A 13,651-nucleotide genomic window follows, 5' to 3' on the forward strand; every position below is an offset into this window, starting at 1 on the left:
AAAATAGCGGATATACTGTTTGACATTCAGTAACAAGCTGAACTTTATTGCAATTTGACGACAAAAAAATAAAATTATTTTTTTAAATTATTCAGAACCTGCCTAGAAATACCAAAAAAGCCCGCTGACGCGGGCTTCTTTCCAATCAAGCGCTGACTTAACCGCGACGGCGGAACCAAATGAATGGCAGTAAGGCTAACAAGCCAAACAAACCAAAACTAGCGCCTTGCCGTTCATAGGTTGTCTCTGCGCTGGTATCACAGTTGTCAATGGTACCGTTCGCGATTGGATTTAACTGTACTGCAACTGCAATCTCTTCTTTGAGCACATTGCCTGCACTGTCTTTGATCACTTCACCTTTACTGTCACGACGTTCAACCTCTTTCACTGCAGTGGCAACAATAACATTCTTTTCATTGATGTCCGTTGCAGTGACAATGGTATAAGCAGACTTACAGCTTAATAAGGTATTGATATCTTTAAAACTATTGGCAGCAATATCATAGATAAAACCTACATTGCGACGAGTCGATGTACCGGCTGTAGCAGTCTCGGTTGTCCCTACGATGATATTGTTGTCGTTGATCGCTTCCGGAGCTGTCGAGGCAGATGAAAACAAATCCGCCGGGAATGTCAGCTTCTGAGTGTTGTAATCGTAAACAAAGAAACGATTACGATCGACGCTGGTAATAGTTTTAACCGCATAACCAGTGATGATGTTTTTATTGTTTACCCCGGTCGCAAAGCTGCTGTTCCATTCTTTGGTATCAATAAATGACTTCAGCTCAGTGCCATCAAAAATGGTCGCGTGATAGGCATGGTACACCTCATCACGACCGGAAAAACCTGATGCATAGAAACGAATATCGTCGCTGTCTGAGTACATTGATGCACCTACGACCAGCCCGAGGTCATTCACATCATTTGGTGTACTGCTATAGGCCACAGTCGGATATTCAGTGCGGGTATGCGCCTTGCCGGAGTTTTTGTCGCCCAAAAAGCCAAGAACCTGTGGTGTCCCTGGTTTGCCATTTGCATCCAGTTGCCACACCATGCCACGGGTTTCATAGCTGTTCGACACGGCGTTACGGTAATAACACAAATCTTTCGGTTCTGCCTTGCCATCACAGGAAGCCGCGATCGCTGTTTGCGCTTCTGTGGTCATGGTACTGCTACCATAACCAATCACTTTGCCGTTGTTATTCAGACCACGGCCAACGCTGTAGCCACCACCAAAATCGGTGTAAGTTGGCGGTAACGTGTATTTGCCTTTATCAGTGAACACCACGCCCGCCATATGCATCGGCGCTGGCACCCAAAGCTGCTGTGCTACCGGATTTGGCGTGGTGGTGGTCGCTGCAGGTGTAAACGACTGTTTAGTGAATGGCGCTGTTGCGTAACCAATCATCTGATTCAAGTCATTAATACCCAACAGATATTCATTATTGGTTTGCACCGCTGCAGTTTCACGGACCCGTACCAACTGCTTGGTATCGAGACGCGCCGGATAAGTACCGGCAAAACGTTGTGTCGTATACAGGCCACTGGCGATCTGCAGGTAATTGGTCAGGACCGACAGCGCTTTCGCGTTGATATTGCCCTTTTTAACCTCTTCAATCTCCGCTGCAGTCAAACTGCCGGTAATAGCCGTACTCGTCAAATCAATTGAATTTAAATCAATAGGATAATTAAATCTGTTACTTAAATTGCCGACAATCTGGTTGTTATTATTCAGGCCAGCGACAAAACTTGATTTATAACCGTCAACCGGCCCAAGTTCAACGACCTGGTAAGTGGCTGCCTGCCCCGTAAAGGCCACAACGGCCGGTAACATGGCGACAAACAACGGCGAAAATTTCATTCAATTCCCCTGCTACTGCTGGTTTAATGCTTCTAATTGTTCCCAACGCTGATAAGCGTGCGCCAGCTTCGACTCAGTCTGCTGTATTTGGTTCAATAGAGCTGTGGTGACATCGGCACTCTGGCGGAAGAATTCCGGATCATTGACCTGCGTCTGTAAGGCACTGAGCTGCTGATCGAGGTTTTCGATCTCAGCGGGCAACAGTTCCAGTTCGCGTTTCTCTTTGTATGATAACTTCTTCGACGACGAAGCTGAAGCCTGCGCGGCTGATTGCTCCGTTGGTTTTGTAATTATTTGTTCATTCGATGCTTTTTTAACTTCAGTCTTACTTTGTTGCATCTGCTGATAGGCCAGCACGTCATCATAACCACCGGCGATCTCAACAATCTTGCCAGTACCTGTGAACCACAACGCACTGGTGACTGTGTTATTGACGAATTCACGGTCGTGGCTGACCAGGATCACAGTGCCCTGATATTGCTGCAAAATATCTTCCAGCAGCTCCAGCGTTTCGACGTCAAGGTCGTTAGTTGGTTCATCGAGGATCAATAAATTGCTTGGTTTGGCAAATAACTTGGCGAGCAATAAGCGGTTTTTCTCACCACCTGACAGCGCCCGTACTGGCGTACGCGAACGGGCCGGAGCAAACAAAAAGTCCTGCAGGTAACTAAGTACGTGACGGCTCTGACCGTTTTGCACGATTTCCTGGCGACCTTCTGCTACGTTGTCCTGCACTGTTGCATCTAAATCCAATGCCATCCGGTGCTGGTCAAAATACGCCACCTCGAGATTAGTGCCGCGTTTGATATCACCGCTTTCAACCGGATATTCGTCTAACAGCACTTTAATCAGGCTGGTTTTACCGACACCGTTAGGCCCTACCAGCGCGACACGATCGCCCCGCATCAACAAGAAGTTAAAATCCTGCAGCAGTGCTTTGCCGCCAAAACCTAAATTCAGTTTTTTGCCTTCAAACACCAGCTTGCCAGATTTATTAGCCTGTTCAATGGCAAAATCTACTTTACCGAGTTGCTCAACGCGAGACGCCCGTTCTTTACGCAGCTCTTTTAAGGCTCGAACACGGCCTTCGTTACGGGTGCGGCGTGCTTTAATGCCCTGACGGATCCAGACTTCTTCTTCTGCCAGTTTTTTGTCGAACAACGCATTATGTTGTTGTTCAACTTCGAGCATTTTGACTTTACGGTCGAGATATTCAGCGTAATTGCCAGGATGTGACGTCAGTTGACCGCGGTCTAAATCAATAATACGGGTCGCAACGTTGCGGATAAATGCCCGGTCGTGCGAAACGAAGATAATAGCGCCGGCAAATTGCAGCAAAAACTGTTCGAGCCACTGAATGGCAGCAACATCTAAGTGGTTGGTCGGTTCATCCAGTAACAGAATATTCGGCTTTGCGACTAAGGCCCGCGCCAGTGCCGCTTTTCTGAGCCACCCCCCAGACAGGCTGGCGAGAGTCGCATCCGGCGCCATGACAAACTGTTCGCACAGTTGATTAACCCTGGCTTCGAGCTGCCAGCCATCGCGGGCGTCCAGCTCACTTTGTAAGTCAGAAAATTCGCGCAGTAAAGCTTCGTCGTCAGCGTCAAATTCGGCGGAGATCTGATAAAACCGCTGCAGTTTATCCGCAAGATCGCCAGCGCCTTCGCGGATAAAATCGGCGATGGTGACATCAATACGCGCCGGCGGATCTTGCTCGAGTCGTGCCAGAACAACATTGTTCTCCTTCACGACCTGACCGTCATCCAGCGTTTGCTGGCCAGTCAGCACTTTGAGCATCGACGATTTGCCGGCGCCATTACGGCCAACCAGACAAACCCGCTCGCCGGCAAACAAACTAAAGTCGACATGGTCCAGTACCGGGTGAGTACCAAATGCCAGGCAGGCTTGTTGAAATCTGAGTAATTCCACGCTTAAATTTTCCCGTTCACAGCGCTTGCTGTGTAATAAATAACTGCAATGCGGCCGCATCAAACGGCCATTTTAATTCGGTGGTTTGTCCTGCACGCTGATAAGCCAGTACCGGAATTTCGACGCGGTACAAAGCAAAAGCGGCAGGGTCGTCGACTATATCGACCAGGCAGAAGTCAGCATCCGCTGCGCGCAGCAGCGCTTCTGCTTCTTCGCACAAATGACAACCCCAGGTGCTGTACAACGTCAGCATCAGGCGCTCCGCGTCAGCTCAAAACAGACGTGGATCTGCGGGTTGCGCTTAAAATCTTCCGGCAGTGATGCGGCGCTGATGTCTTTAATCGACCAGCCTGCGGCTTCCAGCTCTTCCCGGGCAATTTTGAATTTACGTTTGTTATTGGAAAAAATCACCTTGCCCTGCGGTGCGACCAGTTTACTGATCATCGTCAGCAGTTTGACGTGGTCACGCTGCACATCCCAGGTGTCTTCCATCCGTTTTGAGTTAGAAAAAGTTGGTGGGTCCACAAAAATCAGCTCAAACTGGTTTTTGCACTCGGCCAGCCATTCCAAGACGTTGGCCTGGACAAATTGATACTGTTTGCCAGCCAGATCGTTAATAGCAAAATTGCGTTTCGCCCAGTCCAGATAAGTGTTGGACATGTCCACGGTGGTCACACTGCGCGCACCGCCGAGTGCCGCGTGTACCGACGCGGAACCGGTATAAGCAAACAGGTTCAGCACGGCCTTGTCTTTGGCTTGTTGCTGGATGCTACGGCGAGTGACTCGGTGATCCAAAAACAGGCCTGTATCGAGATAATCACGCAAATTCACCAAAAACTTAGCGCCATATTCGCTGACCGTTTTGTATTGGCCGGCTTTGGCCAGCGCCTGATACTGCTCTTTACCTTTTTGTTTTTCGCGGACTTTCAGTACTATGGCGTCGGTTGGCACCTGGAGTACTTGCGGCACTAAATTGACGATATCAAACAGCCGTTTTTGTGCGATCTGCTCATCGACGTTCGAAGGCGCAGCATATTCGTGGATCACCACTTCACCGTCGTACCAGTCAACTGCGACGTTGTATTCCGGGATATCCGCGTCATAGAGTCGGTAACAACTGATTTGTTCGCGTTTGGCCCACTTTTCCAGCTGTTTGACGTTCTTCTTCAGCCGGTTAGCAAAAGATTCACTTTCGGCAAAAAACATCGACGGCGTTTTGCTGGTGATTTGCACCTGCTTTTCGGTCAGGTCAAACAAACTGAATTCACAGTCCAGCGGGCCGTTGGCAAACTTATAAGATTTCAGCTTGGACAGTTTCAGTGAGCGCAGCAGATCGCTGTTACTGGTGATAATGGCCAGACGCCAGTTGGCATAGTGTTGCTTCAGCCGCACCGAGAATTCGCTGTATACCGGGATCAGTGACGGAATATCGCCCAGACGTTCACCATAAGGTGGGTTACAAATCACCACGCCCGGGATTTGCGTGCCGGCAGCTTCTAACGTAGTGGCATCACCGGATTTAAATTCAATAAATTCTGCAACACCGGCACGCGCGGCGTTCTGGCGCGCTTTCTCTAATTGGCGTGAGTCTGTATCAAAACCAATAAATTTGCTGGTTGACGCTAACGCCTGACGCTGGCCAAGCGCTTTGGCGCGTAATTCCTGATACAAAGCAGCGTCAAACTCGCTGTCATTTTCAAAGGCAAACTTTAAGCGCTTCAGACCAGGCGCTAATTGGCGTGCCATTAACACCGCTTCAATCAACAAAGTACCGCTACCACAAAATGGGTCAACCAGCGGCTGCTGGAACTGCCAACCAGAGCGGATCAGCATGGCGGCAGCCAACTGTTCTTTTAATGGCGCTTCGCCCTGCTCTTTGCGATAGCCGCGTTGATGCAGCGAAGGGCCGGAGAAGTCTTTCAGGAAGTAAAAGTGCTGGCGTTCCATCCGCAGCTGGAAGCGGACATCCGGTTCCAGTCGGCTGACATCCGGTCTTTCACCGAATTTGGCTCTGAACTGGTCAACGATGGCATCTTTCACACGCATCGCGCCGAATTGGCTGTTATCTATAGTGGCATGTTTACCAACACACTCCACCGCCAGGCTTTGACGCAGGTCCATCTGAGCTGTCCAGTCCAGTTCATTGGCGACGGCATAGACATCAGACTGTTCATTAATAGTGAGTTGATCGAGCTGGCGCATGATCCGGGTAGCGAGGCGCGACCATAAACAGATCTGATAGCCCTGCTCTAACGTTGCCTCAAACCGAACAGCGCCAAGGCTGACTTTACTGACGGTGGCGCCGAGGCTGGTCAGTTCACTGGCCAGTACTTCTTCAACGCCTTTGGAGGTTAACGCCCAGAATTGCAACATAAGAAAATCCACAGCAAAAAAATTGCGCAAAGTATATCAGAAGTTGGCACCAGACTGCCGTCGAATTTGGCTGTTGCGTCAGCCAAAGCGCTGTTCAAGCCGCAAATCGATGCTTTAAAACACAAGGTGCTGATAAAACCAGCAGTCAGTTCAGCCTTGCCATATTTCTGTCAATTGTCGCTTGCTATCGATATCTAAAAGCAATAAGATGCGCCCCGCAATGACGGACGCGGGATGGAGCAGCCTGGTAGCTCGTCGGGCTCATAACCCGAAGGTCGTCGGTTCAAATCCGGCTCCCGCAACCAACTAAGTCATTGCAAAACAATAGATTACATTAACTGCTCAAATGTAATTTTCGGACGCGGGATGGAGCAGCCTGGTAGCTCGTCGGGCTCATAACCCGAAGGTCGTCGGTTCAAATCCGGCTCCCGCAACCAATTGTGACTTGTTTTTCCGAAGGTCATCAATTAACGTCTTGCATATCAAATAGTTATCTCATCTGCTCAGGGGTAACGCACGGTCGCGGGATGGAGCAGCCTGGTAGCTCGTCGGGCTCATAACCCGAAGGTCGTCGGTTCAAATCCGGCTCCCGCAACCAATTTTACACCTTTTTAATCCATTGAAAAATATAGAGTTCCCTTTATTAGGGATTTTTATGTTTCTAAAATCGCCACTCTGTGACCTATCTGTGACCAAAAAATTTTTCCAGCTGCAATTTTTAAAATTTTTCTGTTCCTAAAAAGTTATATTTTTGACCTTCGGTCGAATATCCCCAGCACAAAAGCGTGTCACAGATTTCTGTGACCAAAACAGTCATTAATTGACCTTAATGGTTATTCACTTATTGCGAAAAGCAGAAGAAATTCGGATTTAAAATGAATGATTTAGTCGTTAGGGCTGCAAGTTTTTTTCTTCCTGCAGATTTGAGTTTCTGTGACAAAATCTAAATGTGTAATGGCATAACGCAAATTGAAAAATTGATTCATAAGAAACGGGTATGAGCTGAAAAGAATCTGACCGAAACCAGTGCAAAACTGGTAACAGTCAGATAAGGTCTGAGCTAGTACAGCTAATACAAATATCTGTTCACATTGGTCACTAGCTAAAAAAACAACTCATGCTTTGTGAGCAACTATGTAGCTGCTTCCCCCTGTTGACTCAATGTTGAAGTCCCAAGTTGTAATATCAAATGCTTGAATATTATCAAAATCGAATCTGAACCGGCTGTATGGACGACGAGTTGCCCAATAACCCATTCCTTGGTCAAATAAAATTCGAACCACCTCTCCATTCGTTAGTGTAAACGTCAAGCACCTTCCATGATCGATGTCATTTTTGGAAGCAAACTCTGGATATACGTTAATTCCGTATGTTCTACAAACCGAGTCGATGAAATCATTAACATCGTCAACATTGCAAAAGTTATCCGCAATGCAATAAGGTTTCTTATCACCAGAAGGGCTCGGATGGCATGTAATAATCTCAAAATCTCTTATCCCCATTGTTGCTTTAACATGAGCAAAAATAGAGATAACCAAGCCTATACTTATCGGGCTTATCAAATATCTGTCGGTATAAGTAACATTCTCGACACCTTGCTCAAAAACATTCTTGAATCGCGGTATTGCCTCTTCAAAAAGTGCAAATAAAGAACTTCCGAATAAACTAAATGGAACGTTCAACTTTGTCGTAATGTCATCCATTAGCGCTATATTGCTTGAAAGCTCAGACTTCAATACCAAGTCTTCTAAGTTGAAAGGACTAGTCTTTAAGTCAACTACTATTGGTTTTGCTGAAACTATTGATGTGCCTTCCGAAGAGCCCCATTGAGCGTTACAAGAAATTTTCTTCGGATCATCGGTTGCATACCAATAATCACCATCGGTAAATTTCATTCGTAATAACGGGAACGAGCCGGCAGATATTTCCCTTGGTAACTCATACGATGAGATCTCGACTTGAGGCGGGATTTTAGACCTAAGCTGCCAGGCCAAATTTGGGGTAAGTGATTGAATCGCTGCACTACCCAGCAGCAAACGAATTGGTACTCCCTTTAAATCATGAAGTTTAGATAGCACAGAAACTTCAGCGAGATCCCAATCCGACTCAGACACAAACAAATCTATTCCTAATGACGACCTACCTTTGATTGATAGTAGCTGGTCAATACTACTGAGTTCGGGAATTGAACGCTCTCCAAAGCATGCCCGAGAAGGTTCAACTTCAAATAACAAATGAAACTTTGTTTCTTCAAAAAACTTAACTAACAATTTCCGGTCCAAATGCTCGACATGATGCTGTGTGTCATAATCCAAAAGGCATGCGTGACAATATGCATCACAAGCAGATGGACATTCTGACGCGTACTCATAGGCAGCTTTAAAAAGCTCTGCCAATACCTCAGGGATTGACGATGCATAACCTGCACCTTGTTCTGCAGTATCGAAAATAAAAAGACTACAAACAGATTCACTGTCGGAAGATGCTGTTTTCCTTTGGTGGACTGAAATGCCAAGCTCTGAAGTCGAAATCCCCTTCTTTGCACAGTAAACCTGTCTTAAGGCTGCACCAAGACTAAACACAAGCCTACGATCAAAAATCCACTCGTGAGTTTTTGGATCCCTAATTTGCAACTCGAACATACTTGTCACACTGCTGAACCCTAAAACAAAAGGAATTTGTAATGATCCATCTTGTAAATTCGAAGAACTGACTTTAATGCTCCAATCACTCTTAATACAGTCAGCATTTCCATCTATTGACGTACCAGACAACCTAGGATGCCTTTCTCGAGTAAGTAATCTCACCTGGCTTTTCAGATCTAAAAAAGTACGACCTTCGCTACTATTGACTGCCAATGGCTCCATCCGGCCACAACTCCAACAGAGAGCATACCCCCCACCATTGCCATTGTTGTAGTAAAAAAGTTCTGCCGCGTCGGAGACCTTAAAGCGTCCTAATTCATGCCGACATAGCGCCTGCCAAGTTGTGCCTGTTATGGAAATTAACGGTTCTGTATATGGCGCGTAAAGCGGTTGAGTATAATCGTTATGAAGTGGCGTCTTATAATCGACTTTAAATCCATCGGGTACGATATACTCCATCGTCTTGATTTTATTGGAACCACATTCCGGACAAATTTTGATGTCTTGATTGCTTATAATGTCCAACTGACAAAAGCCGCATTCCTGGCAGCTGCTTGCATTCCGCAACTTTTGAACCTTAGATAAGTCATATTGGCTTTGTGGCACTTTCCAAGATAACTGAAGCCCCATCGAGCGATATACGGAGCCGTTTAAAACGATATCACTGCCTGGAGAGAACTCCCGAATAGCCGTGGCTAACCCCCTTGACGGGTAGCTTTGAATTTCCTTTGCCCTTTCCATTTTATTGTTGGTTACCAGTTCAACTACGTTTACCGGGAAACCGTAGCCTGGGAGAAATCCTCTTGAGGTTAATTCACTCAATAGCGAATCTGTTTCCATAGATTCTTTCTGCTTAATCAAACGTCTTTTGGCTCCGGACTCATCATCGCTTACTTTCTGAATTTCTGCGCAAAGTGAGTCCCAACGCCTTCTCCAATGACTTGACGCATTTACGATGTCATTTAATGTTTTCTGAATAAGTGAAACTTCGGCCTGCCCTGCCAATCCACTCCCTACAATCATCATGCGTAAGCACTGGCTAATGAATCTATCATCAACAGCTTCACTGGATAACCAGCTTATAAAACGCTCATAAATTGCAGTACCTGTATCCGAGGTGAAGAATTTTCCAGACTTCAAAGTCGGCAGATTCTCTTTGCTAAACTTGGTGTTTAGATAGCGAGATAGGAGGAATGCGTTGATGTGCCTATGGACAATAGTCACACTTTCAAGTGCAACCTTCGGAACTGGAATGGGCGTTTCAAATGGCCACTTCGGGTTTGCAAAAATTCTTTCACCATGCGGAGTAGATTTACAGAAAGTGAATACGATAGAGGTACTCTCACCTCGTCGGCCAGCGCGTCCAGCGCGTTGCAGGTAATTTGCCGTCGATGGAGGAGCATTGTTCATCGCTACCATGACTAGCGAACCAATATCTACCCCCATCTCCATCGTTGTTGAACAATTAAGGACATTCAAAAAATCTTTTTTAAATGCCTTTTCAAAAAGCTTCAAATTGTCAGTGTATTGTTGAGCTGAGTGTTCTGCAGAACGAAGCATGACTGGGGGTAAAAGCGCCGAATCAGTGATATCTCTCCAGTTCCCCTGCTTTTTCATGTTAAGGATAAACTCATTGTTGCGTATCCAGTTGCGAAGCGATTGCGAGCTATTGCTTTGCAACAAATCAGGGGCTGGATGAGGAATCTTGCAGTTCGTATTCTTAACCAAGCAATCTTCTATCTCAGTCTTACTGGTTAAATATGGCGACATTCCACGAAATGCCGTATCTAACCATCGGTTAGTAATTGGGCACACGGATGCATTTGTTATCAATTCAAAGGATGCTGAGTTGCTTAGCTTTAGGTGGTAGCCCTCACGCCACTCTTTATTTCCATCCTTGTAAGGCTGCAGTATTTCTTTTTTAACTAGAGTGCGCCACGCAAATCTGAGAATTGCATTGAAAAGCTCTGGGTCGTCTTTAGCTGACCTCTTGCTAAATAACTCGAGCATACGCACCAGCTTATGTTGGTTCCCCTTGTTCACCGATGGAAAAGCCCAAATAGCTTTTTTCTCTTCCTCGGATTTGCCTTCAAACTCAGGCCCCTGCAGAAGGCGTGCAAATAATTTACCGCCCATCCAATTCACTTGATAAGAGTGAATGTCAATGAGCGTGTTTTCTCTGACATAAAAATCAAGAATGATCTTTAGGTAGCTCTTCCAATCATCGAGATTGAGACCTAGAGTGCCCCATTCCCGACAGCCAACTCGCAGATCTTCCTCAGTTATGGAATCTAGGGCTGGGTAAACTATCTTCACCAAGCCTAATGTTTCTAAGTTGTTAGCATTTTTAGGCCGCCTCGCAAACTCTCGGAGTAAAAACAATTCTGCAAGGTGTTTAGTATTTTCTAAGCGTTGGTCTCGATTACTATATTCGCCTGGGAGCATGTAGTCTTCGACATCTAGGTCCCCTGCCATCAACCTTATTTCGTCAGTGTTTGCCAAGAGTTCAACCGCAGCTACCCAACTCAATTTGAATGAGACTTTCTTTAACTCTTCAAGCCTTATTTTTATCTGCGATAAAATTAAATCCTTAGTAGCGGCTTCAGGATTACTATCAAGAATCATGTTGAATGTTGCAATTTTGGGGTCGTTATACAGTTCGGAATCAGAACTTCGCATTGCAATTTCGCGATAGATTTTTGAACGACACCACTTACGCTCAGAATCTAGTTGCAACTTTGCAGAAAATCTTGCCGTTCCTTGTCGGCTATCCGTAAAAGTTATTAAACGAGCACCGAACAACGAGTCATCATTTTTCCTTGGGATATGCCGCAATAACTCGGGGACAAGATTTCCCATTAAAAAAGGCGCACCCAGAAGAGCTCTCTTAAAAGTCGAACTTGCTACTGCTTCCGTAGCGTCACAGCATGCGCAACGGAGATATGAGTCACGATCCGCTGTTGTGTATCTAACCGCAAGGGTGTTTTCAGAACGAGTTTTTACTCTTCGGGTACTTAGATCCAGATAAGCTTCGACTGAGCTCCCGAAGGATTTATATCGTTCCAAATCGCTCGATTGGGAGCTAAATATTTGCACATTATTGCGAGTCTTATGTTCAAGAATTACATCGTTTTCTTGATTATCTTCAATCTCATCCGAATACTCATCTAAATCATCATGCTCTCGTGATAGCAAAACTCGATTTCCATGTGAGTCAATGACCAATGAGGCCGCAAGAGAAGGTTCTTTACAGACTGCGCAATGCGTTAATTCGTATACCGGCGCACTGCAGCCATCCATGCACTTTTGTCGCTCTGAAACAAACACTCTTCCGAATGGCCATCCCTGCTCTAGTTCACTCCCCGTCTTATGACAACAATTGGGGTTAACACACGCCCATAAGCCTCTTTGGGCTCGATGAAATATGTGAGCTCTAACGGGAAAAAAAGGCTCAAGACTTGGATTGCCGTCAGGGTATGCATTTGTTGCAATATCAATTAACTGCATAGCATTTTGTGTGTGCAGGGCCTCTAATTGCTCCCGTTCTGGATATACCGTTTTTGCAATCTCGCTAACTGTCATCGGAGATTGAATTAGTCTTTGGCGTAAAATGCGCATGAGAGGGATTTGGCAGAGCTTCTGGTATGAATCTGCACTATTTAATTTTTCTAAATCCGGAATTGAAATTTTGCCTTCAATATCAGTGAAGTCGGGAATTTTAGGAATGTATCGAGTACCACGCACCACAGATACTTGCTCTGGGCTCACTCCGGCAAGCCCAGAGAGGAATTCTTTGAGTAACTTCTCTGTTCTAATCCAATCTTTTGAGTCACCGATGGTTGCTGAAGTTGCAATAAATCTTACGTCCTCAGGTTTTACATTAAAAGCTATCATCGTCCGACGTAACAACAGTGATATTTCTGCCGCCTGCGTCCCAACCAAGGTATGAGCTTCATCCAAGATAATCCAGCGCAGCTTCCCTTGAGACTTTGTTAAGATTTCACGGTCAACTGGGCGAACAAGCATGTACTCAAGTATTGTTGAGTTAGTTACCAATATTGGGGGAGGTGCATTTCTTATATCATCCCTATACTCGACTTTTTCAGGCTTGTGTGTTTTAAAAACTCTGCTCGCTTTGGGTGGTGCAGTATGTTTAGTTTCGCCAGTGTAAAGTGCATATCTTATCTTTCCCTCAAATCCTCTAGTCCATGCACTTAAACGCTCTTGCTGAGAATTAATTAATGCATTCAGGGGATACAACATTATTGCTTGAACCCCAACTAATACTTCATCTTGCGATTCAGCTTGTTTGGCTAAATCATTAAGTAATGGAACCAAAAAGCATTCTGTCTTTCCTGAACCGGTTCCTGAAGTAACAACTGTGGAACGCGGAGTGTCCTGTGAAAGGAGATTCCATGTCTCTAACTGATGAGTATAAGGAGCTCTATTTTCGGGCCAGGTATAGTCCTCATCTATGTCTGTCGCGTATCCAAGACGGGATTTTCCCACTTTTGAATCTTCAGACCTTTGTTTTTCAGTATCTGGCGCAAAAGCACCATCCATACACTTAACTAACCTTGCTGATAACTTTCCCTGCTTAGCCAAGTCGTTCAAGGCCAGCTCGGATGAATGCCAACCAAATGTTGCTTCAATTACTGGCTCTGCTAAAAATCCATCATTCTGGCGCATTTGACCAGAGAGGATTGAGCGTAGATAAGCTCGCAAACTGTCATGTCTGAAATTTAATTGGTTGAGAACCGCATCAACAGACACTGATGAAATTGCTGTATACAAATTGGTTAGGGAAATGCTTTTTTTAGACATTAAATGAACCTATCTCCGG

At 45.7% G+C, this 13,651-nt stretch carries 5 protein-coding genes and 3 tRNA genes; 3 read left to right on the top strand and 5 right to left on the bottom strand.

What is annotated here, in order from left to right:
* Nucleotides 1-157 precede the first annotated feature (157 nt).
* The 4 genes from ACFFJP_RS09620 to rlmKL are packed head-to-tail and all read right to left on the bottom strand — an operon-like array spanning nt 158 to nt 6,163.
* Complete coding sequence (locus tag ACFFJP_RS09620; RefSeq protein ID WP_377242833.1) at nt 158-1,861, bottom strand: DUF3466 family protein; 1,704 nt, start codon at nt 1,859-1,861, stop codon at nt 158-160.
* Nucleotides 1,862-1,873: 12 nt separating this feature from the next.
* On the bottom strand, nt 1,874-3,790 hold the full coding sequence (gene uup / locus ACFFJP_RS09625; protein ID WP_377242835.1) for an ATP-binding cassette ATPase Uup: 1,917 nt from the start codon (nt 3,788-3,790) through the stop codon (nt 1,874-1,876).
* Nucleotides 3,791-3,806: 16 nt separating this feature from the next.
* Complete coding sequence (locus ACFFJP_RS09630) at nt 3,807-4,043, bottom strand: glutaredoxin family protein (protein WP_377242837.1); 237 nt, start codon at nt 4,041-4,043, stop codon at nt 3,807-3,809.
* A complete protein-coding gene (gene rlmKL, locus ACFFJP_RS09635; RefSeq protein ID WP_377242839.1) occupies nt 4,043-6,163 on the bottom strand; it encodes a bifunctional 23S rRNA (guanine(2069)-N(7))-methyltransferase RlmK/23S rRNA (guanine(2445)-N(2))-methyltransferase RlmL in 2,121 nt (706 codons plus the stop codon). The genes ACFFJP_RS09630 and rlmKL overlap by 1 nt, the downstream gene beginning before the upstream one ends.
* 228 nt (nt 6,164-6,391) lie before the next feature.
* On the opposite strand from rlmKL, the gene ACFFJP_RS09640 reads away from it, so the two are divergent.
* The 3 genes from ACFFJP_RS09640 to ACFFJP_RS09650 all read left to right on the top strand — a co-directional run bounded on the left by ACFFJP_RS09640 (nt 6,392) and on the right by ACFFJP_RS09650 (nt 6,761).
* Nucleotides 6,392-6,468 (top strand) — tRNA-Met (locus ACFFJP_RS09640).
* 55 nt (nt 6,469-6,523) lie between these two features.
* Nucleotides 6,524-6,600: transfer RNA gene (locus ACFFJP_RS09645), tRNA-Met, on the top strand.
* 84 nt (nt 6,601-6,684) lie between these two features.
* Nucleotides 6,685-6,761 (top strand) — tRNA-Met (locus ACFFJP_RS09650).
* A 517-nt stretch (nt 6,762-7,278) separates the two neighbouring features.
* On the opposite strand, the gene ACFFJP_RS09655 is transcribed toward ACFFJP_RS09650, so the two are convergent.
* Complete coding sequence (locus ACFFJP_RS09655) at nt 7,279-13,632, bottom strand: DEAD/DEAH box helicase (protein ID WP_377242841.1); 6,354 nt, start codon at nt 13,630-13,632, stop codon at nt 7,279-7,281.
* Nucleotides 13,633-13,651: the final 19 nt, after the last annotated feature.

It is taken from the genome of Rheinheimera tilapiae (assembly GCF_042432165.1).
Classification (GTDB): domain Bacteria; phylum Pseudomonadota; class Gammaproteobacteria; order Enterobacterales; family Alteromonadaceae; genus Pararheinheimera; species Pararheinheimera tilapiae.